This window comes from Peribacillus phoenicis, assembly GCF_047238085.1.
Taxonomy (GTDB): domain Bacteria; phylum Bacillota; class Bacilli; order Bacillales; family DSM-1321; genus Peribacillus.
Genome location: NZ_JBDFMF010000001.1, coordinates 3,841,109 through 3,863,966, shown reverse-complemented (window position 1 = coordinate 3,863,966; position 22,858 = coordinate 3,841,109). Strand labels below are relative to the sequence as shown.

The following is a 22,858-nucleotide window of genomic DNA, read 5'->3' as shown; positions in this document are numbered from 1 at the left end:
GTAACCAACAAAAGGAGAGTTCATACATGAATAAAAATGCTGCAGCCCAAGTTTTTTTAAGGGTGATTTTAGGTTTTACTTTTTTCATTCACGGCGTTTCAAAGTTTCAAGGGGGAATAGGAAATACGGCGGGATTTTTCGATAGCCTTGGCATTCCTGGCTTCATGGCGTACATCGTTGCAGTAATCGAATTGATCGGAGGACTTGCGGTTATACTGGGTTTGGGAACACGAATCGTTTCCGTCCTATTTGCGGTCATTATGGCGGGGGCGATTTTCACGGCTAAATTACCTGCTGGTTTTCTTGGGAACGGGCAAGCGGCGGGCTACGAACTGGACTTGGCACTGCTTGCCATGTCTGTCTATCTAGCGTGTGCAAACCGCACGGTTCTTTCTTTGGATCATGTGATTTTCAATAAAAAAGGGAAGTGACAATATGGATAAAAATTTTCATCAAAAACCAATTACCTTTGTTGGCGAAGTCAGTATAAATGTTTTGGATTTGAATAAGGCCATTCTGTTTTATCAAGAAATCATCGGTCTTAAAGTATTGAAGAAAACCGATCGGCAAGCCGTTTTGACGACAGACGGTAAAACCCCGTTGCTGACACTTGAGCAGCCTGCTGATGTGATTCCGAAAGAAGGGCGGACGACGGGCTTATATCACTTTGCCCTTTTACTGCCAAGCCGAGCTGACTTATCGATTTTTTTACGCCATTTACTTCAAACGAAATATCCATTTGGAGCGGCTGATCATGAAGTGAGTGAAGCGCTGTACATTACCGATCCGGATGGCAATGGCATTGAAGTATACTATGACCGGCCATCCACTGATTGGAGATGGGCCGGAGGGGAAGTCGCAATGGGCACGGATCCGCTAGATGGGGATGACCTTCTGAAAGAAAGCGATGGTGAGTGGAGCGAACTGCCTGCAGGTACCTTAATGGGGCATATACATCTGCATGTAGCAGATTTACGTAAAACGGAGGAGTTTTACATGCAAGGTCTTGGGTTTAGCGTCGTGAATCGATATGGAGGAGCGCTCTTTACTTCAACCGGTGGATATCATCATCACATCGGGTTAAACACTTGGAATGGCGTTGGCGCCCCTGCTCCTAAGGAAAATAGTGTGGGGCTAAACTGGTATACTCTCGTTTTTGCAGACGAAGAAGCGAGAAAAAAAGTAACGGAACAACTGAAAGGAATCGGGGCAGTCGTCACGGAAAAAGAAGGGTTTTTCGCTGTAACAGATCCATCAGGCAATGAGATTCATTTAGTCGTCTAAATTATAAAGCAGAAAGCAATGGTGAGAGGATAATGGGATTCTTAAGTAGATTATTTAGAAATAAAGAAACCGCTGCAGGGGAGAATGGAAAAATGACAAAAGTATTATTCGTAAAAGTGAACGATCGTCCTGCAGAACAGGCAATCAGCTCGAAAATGTATGACACCTTCTTACAAGCATATAAAGAGACACACCGTACAGATGAAGTGACAGAGCTGGATTTATTTAAAGAAGAGCTTCCTTACTATGGAAATACGGCAATTACCGGTTTGTATAAACGTAACCAAGGTCTTGAACTGACAGCCGAAGAGGAAAAGGCGGCCGAACTGGTTGACACATATTTAAATCAATTCCTGGCCATGGATAAAGTGGTATTCGCTTTCCCTCTCTGGAACTCAACGGTTCCTGCGCCGCTTATCACATATCTTTCCTATTTGGCACAAGCAGGTAAAATGTTCAATTACACGGCGGAAGGTCCTGTCGGGTATGCTGGTGATAAAAAAGTCATGCTCTTGAATGCCCGCGGTTCTGATTATGCATTAGAAGGAATGGCTTCTGCTGAAATGGCCGTGAATTTAGTGAAAAATATCATTGGCCTATGGGGAATTAACAATCCGGATGTCGTGGTCATTGAAGGCCATAATCAGTATCCGGATCGGACACAAAAAATCGTCGCGGATGGTTTGGAAAACGTTGTAAAAGCGGCTGAAGCATTCTGATCGCGAAGTGAAATGAATAGAAGCAAAAAAGGCCCTCATTATCAATGAGGGCCTTCAGACTGTAGACAAATTCGTAGAAAGTGAGTTTGCTCTACACGGCATTATTCGGCCGTTCACGCATTTATTCGACCTACATGGCACTTAATTCGACCGTTGATGCATTTATTCGACCTACATGGCACTTAATTCGACCGTTGATGCATTTATTCGACCTACATGGCACTTACTTCAACCGTTGGTACATTTATTCGACCTACACGGCACTTAATTCGACCGTTGATGCATTTATTCGACCTACACGGCACTTAATTCGACCGTGGTGCATTTATTCGACCTACATGTAACTTAATTCAACCGTTCACGAATTTTTTCGACCTTCACCTCCCTATTCGGAATTTGGGCATTTATTTTAGGGTATACGCATTAAACCCGCTCCCTTTCCGCCGATAAACTGAAGGCCCTCCATAATAATGGGGGCTTTTTTGTGTTATTTGACCTGATACTTTTTCAAGCGGTATTGAAGACTTTGGCGGCTAATATTCAGGGCCTTGGCTGCTTTGGAGATATTCATCCCATGTTCCTTTAAAATCTTCTCCAAGTATTGCTTTTCAGTATGGGCGATATAATCATCAAGAGATAAGGTCGACTCCTGTAAATCTCCATTTTCATGATTTTCTTTTCTATCGGGACGAATGTCTTCCAAATGGGCTTTCTTCCTAAATAGAGCCGGAAGGTGGGTGATGGCAATCTTTGTATCGCCAGGTTCCATTAAATTCATGGCCCCCTCAATGATATGTTCAAGTTCCCTTACGTTCCCGGGCCAGTCGTAATCATAAAAAAGCGAGTAGACCTCTTCGCTGATTCCTTCTATATTCAATTCGAACAGCGCATTGAATTTCTCGATGAAGGATTGCGCCAGCAAAGGAATATCCTCTTTCCGTTCACGAAGAGGCGGGATGAATAACGAAACGACACTTAATCGGTAGTATAAATCCTTGCGTAAATGATCATTTGCAATGGCATCTATCGGATCTTCATTTATCGTTGCAATGACCCTAACGTCAATTTTTTTATCCTTTGTATCCCCAACACGGCGAATCGTCCTTTCTTGAAGGGCCCGTAATAATTTCGCTTGCATGTTCGGGTTTAATGAGTTGATTTCATCTAGCAGGATGGTACCGCCCTGTGCCTGTTCGAATAATCCAGGCCTTTCAATCGATCCGGTGAAGGCGCCTTTCTTTGTGCCGAAGAGTATTCCCTCAATTAGACTATCCGGCAGGGCAGCACAGTTTTGGCTGATGAAAGGATGTGTCGAACGGCTGCTGCCATTATGGATGCTTTGGGCGAAGAGCTCTTTTCCTGTGCCCGTTTCCCCGACGATGAGGATGGAGGATGCCGTTCTGGTCGAGCGCTTGCTCTTTTCTATGACTTCCAGGAAATTTTCACTCGTTCCGATGATGCTGTCAAACGTATATTTGGTATCGCCCTTATTTAAGATATTATCTTTAATGATTCTTTCCAGATTCGTTATATCCTTTGCCACTTCAATTGCTCCGATGATATTTTGTTTTTGATCCAAAATCGGAAACGTATTATTGATTGTAGTAATTTCCTGACCAAGATTATTGAAGTAAGTCTGCTTCGAGTTCTCGGTTGTCTTACCCGAATGAAGTGCCCTTATTAATGTACTCTCCGTTTCTTCCTTGAATTTAAAGATTTCGTGAATCTTCTTTCCTAACACTTCTTCTGAATCCATTCCTTCAATTTCTGCCATTTTCTTGTTATATACAATGGTCCGCCCTTTTATATCGATTATATGTATCCCTGTATCGATTACATCCACAAGCGAATAGAGGATGGATTGGAAACCATCTATTTTAATGATTTGATCTAAATTCATGAATGCCTCCCATTTTTCTTCTTTTCTTAGAGCTATTGTAGAGGAATTAAAGTAAAGGTGCAAATAAAATTTGCACAGCAAGATTATTTTGCATCGAAGTGCAAAAATATTTTGCGGAAAAAGTGGAAAAACGCTGTTTTTTATGTTTTTTATAGTTGGCATGAATCTTGCATTGATTAAAAGTGTAAGGTTTAAGCGACATAAATAGGGATTAGAGCAAAAAATAATGGCATACTATGTCAATTTTGCCCTTAAAGTGCTGAATTTCATTGCATATTTAATGAAATATCATTATTTTTTCAAGAAAATGAAAAGTTGGCACGGAACTTGCTTGTTAAGTAAGGGTGAAGAAAAAAACATAAAATTTTAGGGAGATGAGCTATAATGGTCCAAACATATAAACACGAACCATTTACTAATTTTAAAATCGAAGAAAACAATAAAGCTTTTCAAGCGGCATTGAATGATGTAGCTAATGATTTAGGGAAGAAATATCCGCTGATCATTAATGGTGAAAAAGTGTTTACTGATGAAGTCATTACCTCTGTAAACCCAGCAAATAAAGAAGAAGTTATTGGAATGGTATCCAAAGCGAATAAGGATCTTGCTGAGCAAGCGATGCAAGCGGCAGATAAGACATTCCAAACTTGGAGAAAAACGAAAGCGGAAGTGCGTGCAAATATTTTATTCAGGGCTGCAGCCATCGTACGGAGAAGAAAACACTATTTCTCGGCTCTATTGGTGAAAGAAGCAGGAAAGCCTTGGAATGAAGCGGATGCAGATACAGCGGAAGCGATCGACTTCATGGAATACTATGCACGTCAAATGCTGAAGCTTAAAGACGGCATGCCAGTGGAAAGCCGTCCGATTGAACACAATGCTTTCAATTATATTCCGCTTGGTGTCGGTGTCATCATCTCACCTTGGAACTTCCCGTTTGCGATCATGGCAGGCATGACGACGGCAGCTCTTGTTTCAGGAAATACGGTCTTATTGAAACCGGCCAGTACAACACCGGTCATTGCAGCTAAATTCATCGAAGTGCTGGAAGAAGCGGGCATGCCTGCAGGAGTTGTGAACTTCATTCCAGGAAGCGGTGCCGAGGTTGGCGATTATTTGGTAGATCATCCTCGTACACGTTTCATCAGCTTTACCGGATCTCGTGATGTTGGAATCCGTATTTATGAGCGTGCGGCAAAAGTTCATGAAGGCCAAATCTGGTTAAAACGTGTCATCGCTGAAATGGGCGGTAAAGATACGATCGTTGTTGATAAAGAGGCTGATCTGGAATTGGCGGCACAATCAATCGTCGCTTCTGCATTCGGATTCTCCGGTCAAAAATGTTCTGCTTGTTCACGTGCCGTAATAGTGGAAGATGTATATGACCAAGTCTTGAATCGTGCCATTGAATTAACGAAAGAAAAAACAGTCGGGGAACCAACAGACCTAAACAATTTCATGGGTCCGGTTATCGATCAAGCAGCTTACGACAAAGTCATGAGCTACGTTGAAATCGGTAAAGAAGAAGGGAAAATTGTTACAGGGGGAGAAGGAGACAATTCAAAAGGTTTCTTCATCCAGCCAACTATCATTGCCGATGTGGATGAGAATGCACGTGTCATGAAAGAAGAAATTTTCGGACCAGTGGTTGCATTCTGTAAGGCAAAAGATTTCAATCATGCAATCGAGATTGCCAATAACACGGATTATGGATTAACGGGTGCGGTCATCTCTAACAACATTGAACATATCGAACAAGCGCGTGAGGATTTCCACGTAGGTAACTTGTACTTCAATCGCGGCTGTACTGGAGCCATTGTAGGATACCAGCCATTTGGCGGATTCAATATGTCAGGTACAGATTCAAAAGCGGGCGGTCCTGATTATTTAGTTCTTCATCTTCAAGGTAAAACAACATCTGAAACGCTATAAATTTTAGGGGGAATCAACATGACAACATTAACGGAAAAATTAATCGAGCAAACAGAACAATATGGTGCAAACAATTATAATCCACTTCCAATCGTCATTTCGAAGGCAGAAGGAGTTTGGGTGGAAGATCCTGAAGGCAACAAATATATGGATATGCTTAGTGCCTATTCAGCAGTGAACCAAGGCCACAGGCATCCGAAAATCATCGACGAATTAAAAAAACAAGCTGATCGCGTAACATTGACATCCCGTGCATTCCATAGTGATAAATTAGGACCATGGTATGAAATGGTTTCACGCATTACGCAAAAAGACATGGCACTGCCTATGAATACAGGTGCTGAAGCTGTTGAAACTGCAATTAAAGCTGTTAGACGCTGGGGTTATGATGTTAAGGGAATCGCAGAAAACCAAGCTGAAATCATTGCATGTATCGGGAACTTCCATGGCCGGACGATGGCAGCCGTGTCCTTGTCATCCGATGATGAATATAGAAGGGGCTTTGGACCGATGCTGCCAGGGATCAAGCTTATCCCTTACGGCGACCTTGATGCTTTGAAAGAAGCGATTACACCGCAAACGGCTGGATTTTTAATCGAACCGATTCAAGGTGAAGCGGGAATCATCATACCGCCACAAGGATTCTTAAAAGAAGCTTACGACTTATGTAAAGAAAATAATGTCCTATTCGTTTCTGATGAAATTCAGTCAGGACTTGGACGTTCAGGAAAAATGTTCGCCTCTGACTGGGATGGAGTAGTTCCGGATATGTACATTTTAGGTAAAGCGCTGGGCGGCGGGGTTTTCCCAATCTCTTGCGTAGCTGCAAACCGTGAAATTCTTGGCGTATTCAATCCTGGTTCCCATGGTTCTACATTCGGCGGCAATCCATTGGCATGTGCGGTTTCCATCGCTTCATTGGAAGTCCTTGAAGAAGAGAAGCTAGCTGAACGTTCATTGGAGCTTGGACAATACTTTATGGATAGTTTAAAAGAAATCAAGAATCCAATGATTAAAGATATCCGCGGCAGAGGCTTATTCATCGGAGTTGAATTAACGGAAGCAGCAAGACCTTATTGTGAGCAGCTTAAAGAAGAAAAATTGCTATGTAAAGAAACACATGATACAGTTATCCGTTTTGCTCCGCCATTAGTGATTACAAAAGAAGACTTGGATTGGGCAATCGAACGCATTAAAAAAGTTTTATCCTAATATACCTATGAGGTGAATTCCATTGAGTACAACAGTCAAAGAAGAAAAAGAAACTGCCAGCTTGCTTGATTCAACACAGGTCGTAATCAAGGAGGCGCTGGATAAGCTTGGCTATTCTGAAGAAGTGTTCGAGCTTTTGAAGGAACCTCTTCGGATGCTGACCGTCCGGATTCCAATCAAGATGGATGACAATTCGACGAAGATTTTCACTGGATACCGTGCACAGCACAACGATGCTGTCGGTCCGACGAAAGGCGGAATCCGTTTTCATCCTGAAGTCGATGAGGAAGAAGTCAAGGCACTTTCAATGTGGATGAGTTTGAAATGCGGAATCGTGAATCTGCCATATGGCGGAGGAAAAGGCGGCATCATCTGTGATCCGCGCCAAATGTCCATCGGTGAATTGGAAAGGCTTAGCCGTGGATACGTTCGGGCAATCAGCCAAATAGTGGGGCCGACTAAAGATATTCCGGCCCCGGATGTTTATACGAATTCACAAATCATGGCATGGATGATGGACGAATACAGTAGAATAAGAGAACACGATTCGCCTGGTTTCATTACAGGCAAGCCACTGGTACTGGGTGGTTCACACGGTAGGGAAAAGGCGACGGCACAAGGTGTCACCATCTGTATCGAGGAAGCGGCAAAGCGTAAGGGCATAGAATTGAAAGGTGCACGCATCATCGTCCAAGGGTTTGGGAACGCAGGAAGCTTTTTGGCCAAATTCATGCATGATGCTGGTGCGAAAGTGATTGGCATATCGGACGCATATGGTGCCATCTATAAACCGGATGGTCTGGATATCGATTACTTACTTGATAAAAGGGATAGCTTTGGAACGGTAACGACACTATTCGATAATACAATCACCAATCAGGAACTTCTGGAACAAGATTGTGATATTTTAGTGCCTGCTGCCATTTCCAATCAAATCACCAAAGAAAATGCACATCTTATCAAAGCCCAAATTGTCGTGGAGGCAGCGAACGGACCTACCACTTTGGAGGCAACGAAGATCTTGACGGAACGCAATGTGCTTCTCGTACCTGATGTATTGGCAAGTTCAGGCGGTGTGACAGTTTCTTACTTTGAATGGGTTCAAAATAATCAAGGTTATTATTGGGAAGATGCAGAAGTCCAAACCAAATTAAAAGAGTTATTGGTCAATTCATTTAATCAAGTATATGAAATGTCCGAGACAAGAAAAGTGGATATGAGGCTGGCAGCATATATGGTGGGTGTCAGAAAAATGGCGGAAGCCTCGATATTCCGTGGCTGGGTGTAAGCTTTAGTCAAATAATGGAGAGTGGAGGAGTGATTCCGTGTTAAAACCGATTCATACCATCGAGTGTGCTCAGGATGGGACCGTCGAACAAGTTTACGTTCAAAAGAATTCCTATGTTTATGAATGGGAGAGGCTCTTTTTAGTGAAAACGGAGGATGGGAAATTGATTGATGTTTCAATAGGTGCCAGTGGTCACATTACTGAAATTAATGTTTCGGCAGGGGATCCTATAAATAGAAAGCTTCCTTTAGCTTTGCTCCAAGACGATTTTATTATAACTGGCTCTGATTGATTATAGGAAAGAGGGTGTTCCAAAGGCGGAAGCGATTTCTGCTTTGGGATGCTCTTTTTTTGTTGTGATCATTTTATATGGTGATGACAAAGCCAGGAAAAAGTTTGAAAAGAAAAAACGATGGGGGATGAGGACTTTTCGGCGTTCCAACAGAAGGCACCTAGCAATTATTTCTTGATAGGAGCTGGGAATAAGGAAAAGGGAATCACCTATCCCCACCATCATCCGCGTTTTACTTTTGACGAAGATGCCATGGAATACGGTGTTAATATTTTTATCCATGGTGTTAGTTAGATTTTAGGATAGAATCCAAGGGGCAAATCACTGGAGACATTAGAAATCCTTGCCGGGAATGAAAAAAGAACTAGAGAGTACATTACCCAAGATATTTGAAAGCACCTTCGCTGACCGTACGCTAAAGGGTATGTTACGCGAAGGTTTTTTCAAATGAAAGGAATTAAATGGTTTGTGGCACTGAGAATGATTGATGGCATATTGTCATTTTCGCTTTCATAAACTGTTACAAGCCAATAACCAAGGCCAGAAAGGAGTTGAACATGGTTGCTCGAAAACGATTTATCGTTTGTGCTTTCTAGGAAATTAAGCCCACGGCAAGAAATATTATGTTAAAATACAATATGAGAATTAAACATCAAAAAAATAGTGGTTTTTCTTAATTCAACCAGATTTTACAATAAAATGGTGAATATTCAGAATTCCGCTGTTTAAAAAAGGGGAGTTAAATAGGAGTATGAGAATCTCAGAATTAAAAAGGAAAGCCCTTCAGTCGTTGGGAGGTAAATGGGGAGTAACTGTATCGCTGATGTTGCTTCTGTTCTTGATCAACATCATTTTGCCTTTAATTGTCGAAGTGATCGGAAGTGGTGGGTTTTCACAATGGCTCATGCAGGAAGAAACACCGATATGGTCTGATATCTTCGGCCTCGTCTTAACCATCGCCTTAATCCCGCTTACCATTTCAACCACTTGGTTCTACCTGAATTTGGTTAGGGAAGGAAACCCTGATATTCCAGAAGTATTTGCTATCTATAAAGAAGGAAAAACCTCTTTCAAGCTAATTGGTGCATCCATCTTACAAGGTATTTTCATTTTTTTATGGTCATTATTATTAATCATTCCGGGTATCATTAAAGGCATCGCCTATTCGCAGCTGTTTTTCTTATTGAAGGATCATCCTGAATACACGGTGCTTGAAGGCATTACAGAAAGCAGAAAAAGGATGAAGGGTTTGAAATGGAAGTATTTCCTCATGCACCTAAGCTTCATCGGATGGGGCATCCTTTGCATGTTCACGCTGGGAATTGGTTTACTATGGTTGATTCCTTATGCAGGAACAACAATGGCTGCATTTTATAATGAATTAATCGTGCCTCAAGATGACGATCAACAATTAGAAGTATAAAAGATCAACCGATAGCAACTGGCTATCGGTTTTTTTATTCCCGATTCCCCTTAAAAAGGTTAAATTGTTCATTTTGCCTGGTGTATAATAGAATATTGAGAATGCCATTTAGGGGGATTACATAGTGAGTGGGTATAATATTGCGGATCTGGTATACCAATTGTTTTGCCTTGTATTTCTAATCCTAATCATCGTTGGGACCGTATCCCTTTTCCGTTCCATCAAGGACCGTAAAACCAGACTGGATATCATGGAAAAGAAAATGGATGATTTGCATGAACTGATTAAAAGGGGCAAAAATTGACGGCTACAGTGCAGCCGTTCAGACTGTAGACAAACTCGAAGAAAAGCGAGTTGCCTGCAGTTTTTTTATTTAAACGTTCCAGCTTGATTTCCGCTCCCTTTCCGCCGACTGTCTGCAAAGCCTCCTCACCGCAAGCGGCTGTGGGGTCTTGGCTAGCCAGTTACTCGGCAGGAGTGTCGCAAATTTCTTCAATCCAGTAAGAATATCATTCCATATGAAAGAGTAAAAAAATCATGGAGTATAACCAACCGTATGTGGCCTGCAGTTATTTAATTTGAAAACGTTCCAGCTGATTGGAACGGAAGGTACGAAACTCCTGCGGGAAAAGCGTGGCCAAGGGAGACCCCACAGGCGCAAAGAGCGCCAAGGAGGCTCCCGGACCGCCCGCGGAAAGCGAGTGCCTGGAGTGGAAATCTACGTAAAATAATTTATACTGAAATAACTTAGTGAAAAGGACTTTCACCAAATTTGAAAATGAGGATTGGATTTTAAGCTTCAATTGAGAGACATAAAAAAATAGAAAAAGAAAGGGAATTGTAAAAAATAAGCAGTTTTACATAGGGTTGTTGGGATTGTGGGGCAAATTTCGTGTAGGGCTGCTGGTATGGAAGATGCATGGCTTGTTGCGGGATTTTACCCTATAATGGAATAGATGTGTATTTAAGGATTTGGTGAAAAAGTCTATCAGGAATGCTCGACCCTTTAACAAATCGACTGAGATGGTAATGCTGAACATTCGATCCTTTTGTTAGGTAACTTTTAAGAAGTGGGAGGAGTCGGTATCATGAAAGAAGTTATTGCAGTAAAAGAAATTACTAGGTTTAAAACACGGACGGAGGAATTTAGTCCGTACGCTTGGTGTAAACGGATGTTAGAAAATGACCCGGTGAGTTATCACGAAGGAACGGATACGTGGAATGTTTTTAAATATGAAGATGTGAAGCGGGTTCTCAGTGATTATAAACATTTTTCAAGTGTACGGAAACGGACTACCATATCGGTAGGAACGGATAGTGATGAAGGCTCTGTGCCTGATAAAATCAAAATCACTGAAGCGGATCCACCTGAGCATAGAAAACGCCGTTCACTGCTGGCCGCAGCATTCACACCTAGAAGTCTTCAAAACTGGGAACCTCGCATTCAGGAAATTACAGATGAGTTGATTGGACAAATGGATGAGGAAACGGAAATCGATATTGTGCAATCATTGGCGAGTCCGCTTCCGATCATTGTCATGTCGGATTTAATGGGCGTTCCCTCGAAAGATCGTTTATTGTTTAAGAAATGGGTGGATATCTTATTTCTTCCTTTTGATAGAGAAAAACAAGAAGAAGTAAATGAATTAAAGCAAGTGGCAGCAAAAGAATACTATCAGTATTTGTATCCGATTGTTGTGCAAAAACGATTAAACCCGGCAGATGATATCATTTCAGATCTATTGAAGTCAGAAGTGGATGGGGAAATGTTTACGGATGATGAGGTTGTCCGGACGACCATGCTGATTTTAGGAGCGGGGGTCGAGACAACAAGTCATTTACTGGCCAATAGCTTTTATTCCCTGCTATATGATGACAAAGATGTTTATCAAGAGTTACATGAAAACCTGGATTTGGTTCCCCAGGCGGTCGAAGAAATGCTTCGTTTCCGATTCAATCTTATTAAATTGGATCGCACCGTAAAGGAAGATAACGATCTATTGGGAGTGGAATTGAAAGAAGGGGATAACGTGGTTGTTTGGATGAGTGCAGCTAATTTGGACGAAGAGATGTTTGAAGACGCCTTCACCCTTAATATCCACCGCCATAATAATAAGAAACATCTAACCTTCGGAAATGGCCCCCATTTCTGTCTGGGAGCGCCGCTAGCCAGGCTGGAGGCAAAGATTGCGCTTACTGCCTTCCTGAAGAAATTCAAGCGTATTGAAGCGGTGCCATCGTTCCAGTTAGAAGAGAATCTTACCGATTCAGCGACCGGGCAAACTTTGACATCACTACCGCTTAAGGCAAGCCGCATTTAATAAAAGAAAAACCTTGTGCACTAACCTGCATAAGGTTTTTTTCTTTTTAGTCGGGACGCATGGCATACATGTTGAATGGAATGGTTAAAAATATTCCTGCCACTCCTGAAACGTTCGAGAGGAAATCTATAGTAACCCGAAGTTGAGGTGACAATGAAGAATGAAGTAGTATGATAAAGGAGAAATTTTGTGCCCAGGAATGTTCCCCGAAATAGGTTGGCAGGCGATGAAGCAATTACACTCACCATGCAATGAAGAAGATATGATAAAATAGAAATTTCCATATGAATCGGTTTTAAATAAGTGAAAGGATGTTATTATGAAATTAAAGCAGCAATTAACCATTGCCTTTATAGTAAGTGTACTTTCTTTAATAGGGTTCAGTTTCATGGCATTTACCATAAGTGCAAATGAATACCTGAAATTTGATGAAAATGTGATTTCCTTGGTGCAGGGATGGGAGTCGCCTCTTCTGACTGACATCATGAAGTTCTTTACCTACATAGGTTCAACCGTTTCCCTGATCATCCTATCCTTGATTATTTTGTTTTTCTTATATAGGGTTTTGAAGCATCGTTTGGAACTGGTCTTATTCACTGCAGTCATGGTTGGTTCACCTCTTCTCAATTTGATGGTTAAGCTATTGTTTCAACGCGCCCGGCCCGATTTACATCGACTCATCGAAATAGGGGGGTACAGTTTCCCTAGTGGACATGCCATGAATGCATTTTCTTTATACGGTATTCTTACATTTTTGCTTTGGCGTCACATTACGGCTAGATGGGCAAGGATTCTATTGATTCTGATCAGCATGATGATGATTCTCTCGATAGGTATTAGCCGTATATACTTGGGGGTCCATTATCCTAGTGATATCATTGCCGGATATTTGGCGGGTGGTTGTTGGATCGCGATTGCCATTTGGTTTTTTCAAAGATATCAAGACCGCCGGAAGAACAAAGATCGTTAATAAAGAAAGTAAGATTATTGCAAGATAAGCAGCCGGCGGGTAACAAGTCAGCTGTTGATTCAAGAAAGTTAGGAGCGTATTAAATGGAAAACTGGATTACGGAATTCATGAATGATTTTGGGTATATAGGAATCTTTCTATTAATAGCATTGGAAAATATCTTCCCGCCGATCCCGTCAGAGGTCATTCTTACTTTTGGCGGCTACATGACAACAAAAGCGGATATGACGATTATCGGTGTCGTGATCGCTGCGACTATAGGGTCAGTGGCAGGGGCAGTCGTCCTTTATGGAATTGGTTTACTTCTTGACGTTAAGGTCATTGAAAAGTTCGTGGAAAGATGGGGACATATTCTTCGGTTAACAGTTTCGGACGTTCATAAGGCGAATACATGGTTTGACAAGTACGGAGCATGGACCGTGTTTTTCTGCAGGCTGGTTCCGCTGATCAGGAGCTTGATCTCAATTCCTGCAGGCATGTCCCATATGAGCTTTTGGCTCTTTCTGCTTTACACTACATCCGGAACATTAATTTGGAACATCATCTTAGTGAATATCGGGGCAGCTGTAGGATCTTCGTGGGAAGATATAGTAGGATATATGGACATTTATTCAAACATCGTTTATGCGATATTGGCTTTGTTATTCATTATTTTCGTTGTTTTGATTTTTAGAAGGAATAAAGGCAAAGTATAATCTAGAGTTTAGTTGATGGAGCCGTTATAATCGGCACTTTCATTACATAACGGAAAATAACCGCCAAAGGCTGTCATTGCGACAGCCTTTTTCTTATGGAAGGAAGTAGGCTGAACTCAGAATAAAGGGGGAATGCTTTGGACAAAATGAGTGAAACGAAAAAGGAATGAGGTTCGGTGCTATGGCTTCTTTTTTCAAGCAAAAGAGACAAGTGAAGCAACGTGAAAAGAAAAAGGAAGATGAAAGTCAATCCAAAAGCAAAACGCCTGATTATATTGAAAGTTCCCTTTCTGCCAATCTGGAAATCGTGAAGAAAAAGACGGGAAAAAGTCCCGACATTATTATCCGAACGTTGAAAATCGGGCAAAACCCGGAGATAAAAACAACTATTTTGTATGTGCAGGGTCTGATTGATAATCCTAGCGTTACGGACTTTATAATTGAATCAATCATGAAAAATCCCCACCTGTCAAAAAACATACTTCCACTGGAAGCAATGGAAATTATCTCTGAGGACGTGGTTTCCCTCGGTGGCGTAGAAAAGGTCACGGACTGGGAAAAGCTATTTTTATCCTTATTATCAGGGGACAGCATCATTTTTGTTGATGGAGTAAACGTCGCCCTGGTTGCCAGTACAAGAGGAGGAGAGAAGCGCTCGATTCAGGAGCCAAGCACGCATTTGACTGTCCGGGGATCAAGGGAAGGGTTTACGGAATCGAATGGAACGAACATCGCCATGTTACGCCGGATCATCAATACCCCGGATTTATGGATAGAGTCGATGAAAATAGGCACGGTGACAAAAACGGACGTTTCCATCATGTATATAAATGGAATTGTCAAGGAAGGGATTGTCGAGGAGGTCAAGAAGCGCTTAAATCGAATTAACATCGATAGCATTCTTGAATCAGGATATGGAAGGGATTGTCGAGGAGGTCAAGAAGCGCTTAAATCGAATTAACATCGATAGCATTCTTGAATCAGGATATATTGAACAATTGATAGAAGACCAGGTCATGACCCCATTCCCAACCCTAAACCATACAGAAAGACCGGATATGGTTGCGGGAAATCTTCTGGAAGGAAGAGTGGCGATATTCGTTAATGGAACGCCTTTCGTCTTGGTGGCCCCGGCAATATTCGTACAGTTTTTTCAATCTGTCGAAGACTACTATAATCGCTTCGACATTGCTTCAGCTACACGTTTTTTACGGATCATCGTTTTCATCATCTCGATAGTCGGGCCGGCTGTCTATGTTGCAGCCACGACTTTTCATCAGGAAATGATTCCAACGAAGCTGCTGGTCATTGTAGCGGCCCAAAGGGAAACGGTTCCTTTGCCTGCCGTCGTTGAAGCGGTTCTTATGGAAATGACCTTTGAAATATTACGGGAAGCAAGTCTTCGGATGCCAAAGGCTGTAGGTTCGACGATGTCCATTGTCGGGGCACTGGTCATTGGGCAGGCGGCCGTCCAGGCTGGTATCGTATCGCCGGCAATGGTCATCATCGTCTCGATCACGGCGATTGCCAGTTTCGCAACCCCTTCTTATTCCATAGCGATTTCTGCCCGCATTGTGCGGTTCGGATTCATCGTTTGTGCCGGCACTTTAGGTTTTTATGGGATGATTTTAGCCTTTATCATTCTCATCGTCCATTTATGCAGCCTGCGTTCACTTGGAGTTCCTTATATGACACCGCTCGCTCCTCTGAATCCTGAAGGGCTGGGCGATACATTCTTCAGAAGACCTATGTGGGCATTCAAGGAAAGGCCTAAATTTTTAACCAACGAAAATAATCTGATAAGGGAAGGCGAGAATCAAAGACCATTGCCTCCTGAATCGCGCGGAATGAAAACTTCTGACGGGAAAAAAGGTGAAGGCAATGAATCGTAAAAGATTAGTTCCGCTCTTGATGATGTTAATCGCCGCAACATTCACCACAGGCTGTTGGGATAAAACAGAGTTAAACGAAATGGCCATCGTCTCGGCGGTCGGACTCGATAGAAATAAAGAAGGAAAGTTAGTGGGAACGTTCCAAATCATCAATCCAAGCAATGTAGCGGGAGCTCTTCAGGGCGGCGGCGGGACAAATCCACCGATATCCATTTATAGGGCCACAGGAAATAATGTGCTTGAACTGGATAGTCTCGCTTCAACCAAGATTTCACGAGATATGTATTTTGCTCATGCCAACCTGGTTGTCATCGGTGAGGAACTAGCAAAAGAGGAGGGCCTTAACGATATTTTCGATGCGTTTGAGCGCTCACCGGAATTCAGGGCAACTACGAGGATCGTGATTGCCCGGGGTGTGAAAGCAAGGGATATTGTCGAAACGTTAACTGCAATCGATAAGGTATCTGCTGAAAAAGTCATTAGGACGATTGAAACCACTGAAAAAACCCAGGGGAAAAGTATTAGCATCAATCTCCAAGAAACGATCAAGAATCTGCTTAGTACCGGAAAAGAACCGATAATAAGCGGTTTTACCGTGAAAGGAAACACGGGTAAGGAAAATAAAATGGAGAATACTATGTCCTCGGATATTGAGGCAAACCCTACTGTAGCAGGGATAGGTGTTTTTAAAGATGGAAAATTGATTGACTGGCTGGATGGTGATAAGGCAATAGGATCAATGTGGGTATTGGATAGGATCGAAAATACCTATTTAAACCTTGATTGGGAGGGTAAAAAAGACGCAATCACCTATTCAGTTATTCGGCAAAAAACCAACGTCGGGGTAAAATTGGTAAACGGCAAACCGAAAATATCGATAAAGGTCCGTGCAGAGGGAGATGTCCGGGAGGTGAATGTTCCTTTGAATCTAACCGATATGCATGTTCTGATAGATATTGAAAAGAAGTTAGCGAAAGAATTGAAGAAGGAGATGGAAGGTGCGATCGTTCGGGCACAAAAAAATAAATCCGATATTTTTGGCTTTGGGGAGCTCATGCACGAATCCCATCCGAAAGAATGGAAGAGACTAGAGAAAAACTGGGACGACGATACTTTTCCTAAACTGGAAGTTGATGTGCAGGTAGAAACTTTCATTCGCCGTACCGGATTACGTAATAAGCCATTTCTTTCAAATTTAAAAAAGAAAGATCAATAATGGAAAGGAAGTGGCATTCTCATGGAAAAGGCAAAAATCAGCGGTTACCAGCTGTTCGTCCTTATTTTCATGTTTGAAATGGGCAGTGCACTTTTGGTTCCGCTTGCAGGTGAAGCCAAGCAGGCTGCTTGGCTAGTCATCCTTATTGCGATGATAGGCGGATTTTTATTATTTTTCGTTTATTATGGCCTTTTTCAATACTACCCTGAGCAGCTGTTAACAGAGTTTGTAAAACATATATTGGGGAATTTTCTAGGCAGGATCGTAGCTTTTCTATACATCCTTTATTTCATCTATCTTGCTGCAAGGTGTCTTAGGGATTTCGGAGATACACTGCTTACTTTTGCCTATCCTCATATTCCGTTATTTGTTGCTAACGCTGCATTCATTTTAGTCGTGGTGTATACGGTCCGTAAAGGGATAGAAGTATTGGCGAGGACGGGGGAACTATTCTTTGTCTTGGAGAATTTACTTTTAATGACCTTCATGCTTCTGATTATTGCTTCAGGCATGATCCATTTAAACAACTTAAAACCCATTTTTGAAATGGGCGGGACAGAGATGGTGAAAATGGGCTTCACTAAAACCGTATTTTTTCCATTTGGCGAGATCATAGTGTTTTTAATGATTTTTCCTTATTTGAACGAACCTCAGCGACTGAAAAAAATTGGGATAGGGAGCTTGGCGACAAGCGGTATTTTTCTCGCGGTAATAATGGCTGTGAATATTGCTGTACTTGGTGTGGACCTTACGACACGTTCGCAATACCCTCTTCTTACCCTCATACAGTCCATAGAGGTCGCTGGCTTTCTTGAACGTCTCGATGTGTACTTCTTGTTTTTGTTGTTGATTGGCGGGTTCATCAAGATAAGTGTATTAACTTATGTAGCGGTAACGGGTACGGCGAATGTTTTCAATGTTAAACAGCCCTCCAGACTTGCATACCCTGTTGGCATCGTCATTTTATTGATTTCGATCATTATGTCAAGCAGCTATACGGAACATATCTATGAAGGGCTAGATGTCGTACCAAATTACATCCATCTGCCATTTCAGGTGATCATCCCGTTAGTTCTCTTGATCATTGCCTTTTTTAAGAATCGGAAAAAAAGGAAAGGCCAGCACCAAAATAAGTTCCAAGGCGGAGTTGATCAAAAATGAAATTCTTCGGTATTACGCTTTTGCTTCTGACCCCTTTAGTGGTCATATCTTTAGGTATGGATATTCTATTGGGATTTGATCTGGATAATTCAATCAAGCTTGCCTTTAACCCATTTTTGGTGAAGGACCCCGCTGAACTTATCCTTTTTTACATTCTTCTTGCATTCCTTGTATTCAGCTTCTTTTATCGAAAAAAAAAGAAAGGCAACACCAAAGGACAACAATGATGGTACAAATTCCTCTTGCTGAAATAGAGATGAACTCCGAATATGGGAGTTTGTCTTTTTGCTTTTTTCCACCCCCGTAAACCCATTTCATAGTATGATGATAAAATGAGCTTACTTTTCAGCGGAATGTAAAATCACTCAAACAAAACCTCGGGAGGAGGACGGCAATTTGGATTTCAAATTGAATCAAAAAATCATAAAAGACATGTGCGGGGCCGTCTCCTTCAAAAGAGGGGAAGCTTTTCAGCGTGCCAATAAAGTGAAATTTGAAAGCTACCGTCATGATGGTTGTGAAGCAACGGTTAAAGGCAAGGAAGACTTTCATGTCACGATTGAGGCGGATGCTGTCGGCAGTTTTCAGACAAAATGCAGCTGTCCTACGCTAGCTTCCTTCCATCGGGATTGCCAGCATATTGCATCCGTCCTGCTGTCGGTTTACGACCATCAGCAAGATGGAACGATACCTGATGGCCTGCAAGCAACCGGTGTTGCTTCAGCCAATAAGAAGTTGTCAGAGGGCTTGCTGACCCTTTTCAATAATCAGCCTGTCCGCAAAAGCGGTCATCAGCGCCATTTTGAAAAAAGAAAGATGCTTGAAGCAGAGTTTACGTGTAAACCAGTATGGATGGGAACGGAACTATATATGTTAGGACTGGAAATGAAAATCGGATCTTTCAATGTGTCGAATATTCGGGATTTCCTGAAGCGCGTTAAAGACGGAAAGCCTGCCGAAGTATCCCTTTCATTTATATATGACCCGGTGCTGCATTGTTTTCAGAATGAAAATGATTCCGTGCTTCAGGAGCTCATTACAGTGATATCGGATGAAAAAGTCTATGTGGATGCCATAGCGGACAAAACTGAAAATACATTGAACAATCACTTATTACTTTTGCCACCATCTTCTTTTCAAAAGCTTGTCCCCATCCTTGAAGTAGCGCCATTGGTGAAGCTTTCCCATGGGGACCATACATTCAATGGTTTTCGTTTATCAAACGGACCTCTTCCTTTACAGTTTGACTTTACCGAAAGCGAGGGCAAAGGGTTTCAACTGAAAATTAATGGATTGCATGAGATGATTGTCATGAATGCATACAAACTGGTTCTATTTAAAGGGAAATTGGTTCAGCTCGAAAATGAGGATTGCCAGCGCCTTTCTGAGTTAAAGCAAATGATGGAGAATTCGGGAATGAATCAAATTCCAATCCATCATGACCAGCTGGAATTATTCCTGGACAAAGTGGTACCAGGTTTGAAAAAACTCGGTGAAGTCCATATAGCAAGATCCATCACCGAATTATTTTTGAAGACACCGCTTGTTGCAAAGCTATACTTGGATCGAGTAAAAAACAGGCTGCTAGCGGGGCTGGAGTTCCATTATGAAAATATCGTGATCAACCCTTTGGAAAAGCAGGAATCCAAGGTTATAAGGGATGTTGAGAAGGAGGCGGAGATACTAAAGCTGATGGAGGATAGCCAGTTTGCCAAAACGGACGGCGGCTATTTCTTGCATAATGAAGAGTTGGAGTATGAGTTTTTGTACCACATCGTTCCGAAACTCCAAAAGCTGGTACAAATCTATGCCACGACGGCAGTAAGAAACCGGATTTCCCGTGGAAATGCTGCACCGCGCATTAAGGTGAATATCAAAAAAGAACGTACTAATTGGCTCGAATTCAAATTTGAAATGGATGATATCCCAGATAAACAAATTCGCGAGGTCTTAGCAGCGCTTGAAGAAAAGAGGAAGTACTATCGTTTAAGGAATGGATCGATGCTTTCCCTTGAAACAAGGGAATACGAGGAAATCAATCGTTTTCTGAATGCATTGCCGGTACAGGATGAAGACCTGGAGAGCACGCTGAACATGCCAATCGTAAAAGGGCTTCAGCTCCTTGATTCCGTGAATGACAGCCAGACATTCACAATGGAGGAGTCATTCCGTCAGTTTTTGGATAACATCGGGAATCCGGGCTCCTTGGAGTTCGTGGTGCCAAATAGTCTAGTCCCGATCTTGCGCGAGTATCAAAAAAACGGCTATAAATGGATGAAAATACTTGCCCAATACGGTTTTGGCGGAATTCTTGCTGATGATATGGGACTGGGAAAAACACTGCAAAGCATCGCGTACATTTTATCCGAGCTGCCTGACATCCGTGAGAAAAGGGTGCCGGTGCTTATTGTCTGCCCATCATCATTGACCTACAATTGGCTGAGCGAATTCACTAAATTCGCTCCTGATATACAAGCCGTCGTCGTTGATGGCGACAAGACGGAAAGGACGAAGCTGCTTAAGGAAGCGAAGGATGTGGATGTAGTGATCACCTCTTATCCATTGCTCCGGAAAGACATCGCTTCGTTTGAAAAGCAGGACTTCCATACGGTGTTTTTCGATGAGGCACAGGCCTTTAAGAACCCAGTGACGCAAACGGCAAGAGCGGCCAAGAAGATAAAAGCGGCACATCGCTTCGCGTTGACTGGTACGCCTATCGAGAATTCACTAGAAGAGCTCTGGTCCCTTTTCCACGTCGTATTCCCTGAATTATTCATGGGGTTAAAGGAGTATAGCAATCTCTCAAGGAAGCAGATTTCCCGCAGGATCCGCCCATTTTTGCTGCGGAGAATGAAAGAGGACGTGCTAGGTGAACTTCCGGAAAAAATCGAGTCGCTGGAATCGGTGGAACTGCTTCCTGATCAGAAGAAACTGTACGGTGCCTATCTGGCGAAGCTGCGGCATGATACGCTGAAGCACCTGGATAAGGACACCCTCCGGAAAAATCGGATCAGGATCCTCGCTGGCTTGACCCGGCTTCGGCAAATATGCTGTCACCCCGCCTTGTTTGTGGACGGATATAAAGGCAGTTCAGCTAAATATGAGCAGCTGATGCAAATTGTCGAGGAATCGAAGCATTCTGGAAGAAGGGTGCTGGTTTTCTCGCAATTTACAAAAATGCTTCAAATTATCGGCAGGGATTTGGCCATTAAGGGACAACCTTTTTTCTACCTGGATGGACAAACCCCATCAAAGGAACGTGTGGAAATCTGCAATAGATTTAATGCAGGAGAGCGGGATATATTCCTCATTTCATTGAAAGCGGGCGGTACGGGTCTCAACCTGACGGGTGCCGATACAGTCATTCTATATGACCTTTGGTGGAATCCGGCAGTTGAAGAACAAGCTGCGGACCGTGCCCATCGAATGGGACAGAAGAATGCGGTTCAAGTCATCAAACTTATTGCCCGTGGCACAATCGAAGAAAAAATGAATGAACTTCAAGAGAAAAAGAGACATCTTATTGAAGAAATCATCGACCCTGGAGACAAGTCGTCGTCTGCGCTTACAGAAGAGGATATCAGGGAAATCCTGATGATATAAGGGTTTCATCTGAAGGTAATCTTAGTAATGAAATGAATAGTTCAGTTATGGAGCATTCCTTTTTAATGAGGAATGCTTCTTTTATTTTTAAAAAGAAAAGGATATTTAGGTAACAATAATAATATAATAAAAAACAACAATGTTTTATTGTAAAACGATAAAATATGTGTTAAATTCAAATTGATAAAAAATAAATGAGGTGCTTTTTATGAAACAAGTGTCAACGATCTTTTTGAAGATAGCCGTTATTCTTATTGGAATGCCGGTTCTTGCTATGTGCATCTTTGTGGTGCCTGAGATTGCGAATTTTGCAGCAGAATTATATCCGGATATGACTTATTTGAAATATCTCGTTTTAATCGATTTGTATGCATCGGCAATACCTTTTTACTTTGCTCTATATCAAGCCTTTAAACTTTTAAGCTATATTGACAAGAACAAAGCTTTCTCGGAATTATCTGTAAGAGCTTTAAAGACTATAAAAAATTGTGCAATCACAATCAGTAGCTTTTATGTGGTAGGAATGCCGCTCTTTTATCTCATGGCGGAGATGGACGACGCCCCAGGCATCATAGTAATCGGATTGGTCGTCATTTTTGCTTCAATGGTGATTGCAGTCTTTGCTGCTGTTCTTCAAAGGCTTTTGCAAGAGGCCATCGATATAAAATCAGAAAATGACTTAATAGTCTGAGGTGAATAACATGGCAATTATAATCAATATTGATGTGATGCTGGCTAAAAGGAAAATGAGTGTTACAGAACTTTCTGAGAGGGTTGGAATAACGATGGCTAATCTTTCCATATTGAAAAACGGCAAGGCAAAAGCGATTCGATTATCAACTTTAGAGGCGATTTGCAAGGCGTTAGAATGTCAGCCCGGAGATATTTTAGAATACCGGAATGATGAAGACACCCAAGATTAAAAAAGTGAAAGAAAAAGAAAGATTTCA

At 42.1% G+C, this 22,858-nt stretch carries 19 protein-coding genes and 2 pseudogenes; 20 read left to right on the top strand and 1 reads right to left on the bottom strand.

Annotation, left to right across the window (positions count from 1 at the left end):
• Positions 1-26 precede the first annotated feature (26 nt).
• The 3 genes from ABC374_RS18950 to ABC374_RS18940 are packed head-to-tail and all read left to right on the top strand — an operon-like array spanning position 27 to position 2,003.
• Positions 27-431: a DoxX family protein gene (locus tag ABC374_RS18950; protein ID WP_413019412.1), complete on the top strand. Its 405-nt coding sequence runs from the start codon at positions 27-29 to the stop codon at positions 429-431.
• A 4-nt stretch (positions 432-435) separates the two neighbouring features.
• On the top strand, positions 436-1,284 hold the full coding sequence (locus ABC374_RS18945; protein WP_413019411.1) for a VOC family protein: 849 nt from the start codon (positions 436-438) through the stop codon (positions 1,282-1,284).
• 32 nt (positions 1,285-1,316) lie between these two features.
• On the top strand, positions 1,317-2,003 hold the full coding sequence (locus ABC374_RS18940) for an FMN-dependent NADH-azoreductase (protein WP_413019410.1): 687 nt from the start codon (positions 1,317-1,319) through the stop codon (positions 2,001-2,003).
• A 487-nt stretch (positions 2,004-2,490) separates the two neighbouring features.
• Here ABC374_RS18940 and ABC374_RS18935 read toward each other — a convergent pair whose 3' ends face one another.
• Positions 2,491-3,903 carry a sigma-54 interaction domain-containing protein gene (locus ABC374_RS18935; protein WP_350299855.1) on the bottom strand — a complete coding sequence of 471 codons (1,413 nt, stop codon included), beginning with the start codon at positions 3,901-3,903 and terminating at the stop codon, positions 2,491-2,493.
• Positions 3,904-4,287: 384 nt separating this feature from the next.
• Between ABC374_RS18935 and pruA the strand changes: the two genes are divergently transcribed.
• The 17 genes and pseudogenes from pruA to ABC374_RS18850 all read left to right on the top strand — a co-directional run bounded on the left by pruA (position 4,288) and on the right by ABC374_RS18850 (position 22,831).
• Positions 4,288-5,835 (top strand): L-glutamate gamma-semialdehyde dehydrogenase, encoded by a 1,548-nt coding sequence (pruA, locus tag ABC374_RS18930; RefSeq protein ID WP_413019409.1) that lies wholly within the window; start codon positions 4,288-4,290, stop codon positions 5,833-5,835.
• A gap of 18 nt (positions 5,836-5,853) precedes the next feature.
• Complete coding sequence (locus ABC374_RS18925; protein WP_034309472.1) at positions 5,854-7,047, top strand: ornithine--oxo-acid transaminase; 1,194 nt, start codon at positions 5,854-5,856, stop codon at positions 7,045-7,047.
• A 22-nt stretch (positions 7,048-7,069) separates the two neighbouring features.
• On the top strand, positions 7,070-8,335 hold the full coding sequence (locus ABC374_RS18920) for a Glu/Leu/Phe/Val family dehydrogenase (RefSeq protein WP_260358427.1): 1,266 nt from the start codon (positions 7,070-7,072) through the stop codon (positions 8,333-8,335).
• 37 nt (positions 8,336-8,372) lie between these two features.
• The gene (locus ABC374_RS18915) at positions 8,373-8,627 is read left to right on the top strand and encodes a biotin/lipoyl attachment domain-containing protein (RefSeq protein WP_063232537.1); all 255 of its coding nucleotides are present in this window, start codon (positions 8,373-8,375) and stop codon (positions 8,625-8,627) included.
• A 117-nt stretch (positions 8,628-8,744) separates the two neighbouring features.
• A pseudogene (locus tag ABC374_RS18910) lies at positions 8,745-8,921 on the top strand (amidohydrolase); the annotation flags it as partial.
• Between the two features lie 457 nt (positions 8,922-9,378).
• Positions 9,379-10,050 carry a DUF975 family protein gene (locus ABC374_RS18905; RefSeq protein WP_350299852.1) on the top strand — a complete coding sequence of 224 codons (672 nt, stop codon included), beginning with the start codon at positions 9,379-9,381 and terminating at the stop codon, positions 10,048-10,050.
• 124 nt (positions 10,051-10,174) lie between these two features.
• On the top strand, positions 10,175-10,354 hold the full coding sequence (locus ABC374_RS18900; RefSeq protein WP_350299851.1) for a DUF4083 domain-containing protein: 180 nt from the start codon (positions 10,175-10,177) through the stop codon (positions 10,352-10,354).
• A 781-nt stretch (positions 10,355-11,135) separates the two neighbouring features.
• Positions 11,136-12,371, top strand: coding sequence for a cytochrome P450 (locus tag ABC374_RS18895; protein ID WP_413020395.1), 1,236 nt, complete (start codon positions 11,136-11,138; stop codon positions 12,369-12,371).
• A 319-nt stretch (positions 12,372-12,690) separates the two neighbouring features.
• Complete coding sequence (locus ABC374_RS18890) at positions 12,691-13,341, top strand: phosphatase PAP2 family protein (RefSeq protein WP_413019408.1); 651 nt, start codon at positions 12,691-12,693, stop codon at positions 13,339-13,341.
• Between the two features lie 83 nt (positions 13,342-13,424).
• Positions 13,425-14,036, top strand: a complete 612-nt coding sequence (locus tag ABC374_RS18885; protein ID WP_413019407.1) for a DedA family protein — start codon at positions 13,425-13,427, stop codon at positions 14,034-14,036.
• A 181-nt stretch (positions 14,037-14,217) separates the two neighbouring features.
• Positions 14,218-15,928, top strand: a pseudogene (locus tag ABC374_RS18880) (spore germination protein).
• On the top strand, positions 15,918-17,144 hold the full coding sequence (locus ABC374_RS18875) for a Ger(x)C family spore germination protein (RefSeq protein WP_413019406.1): 1,227 nt from the start codon (positions 15,918-15,920) through the stop codon (positions 17,142-17,144). Before ABC374_RS18880 ends, ABC374_RS18875 begins: the two are co-directional and overlap by 11 nt.
• Before the next feature lie 21 nt (positions 17,145-17,165).
• On the top strand, positions 17,166-18,305 hold the full coding sequence (locus ABC374_RS18870; RefSeq protein ID WP_413019405.1) for a GerAB/ArcD/ProY family transporter: 1,140 nt from the start codon (positions 17,166-17,168) through the stop codon (positions 18,303-18,305).
• Positions 18,302-18,532: a YczF family membrane protein gene (locus ABC374_RS18865; RefSeq protein WP_413019404.1), complete on the top strand. Its 231-nt coding sequence runs from the start codon at positions 18,302-18,304 to the stop codon at positions 18,530-18,532. Before ABC374_RS18870 ends, ABC374_RS18865 begins: the two co-directional genes overlap by 4 nt.
• A gap of 169 nt (positions 18,533-18,701) precedes the next feature.
• A complete protein-coding gene (locus ABC374_RS18860) occupies positions 18,702-21,908 on the top strand; it encodes an SNF2 helicase associated domain-containing protein (RefSeq protein ID WP_413019403.1) in 3,207 nt (1,068 codons plus the stop codon).
• Positions 21,909-22,116: 208 nt separating this feature from the next.
• A complete protein-coding gene (locus tag ABC374_RS18855) occupies positions 22,117-22,599 on the top strand; it encodes a DUF2975 domain-containing protein (protein WP_350299843.1) in 483 nt (160 codons plus the stop codon).
• A 10-nt stretch (positions 22,600-22,609) separates the two neighbouring features.
• Positions 22,610-22,831 carry a helix-turn-helix domain-containing protein gene (locus ABC374_RS18850; RefSeq protein WP_377437659.1) on the top strand — a complete coding sequence of 74 codons (222 nt, stop codon included), beginning with the start codon at positions 22,610-22,612 and terminating at the stop codon, positions 22,829-22,831.
• The last annotated feature ends 27 nt before the right edge of the window (positions 22,832-22,858 follow it).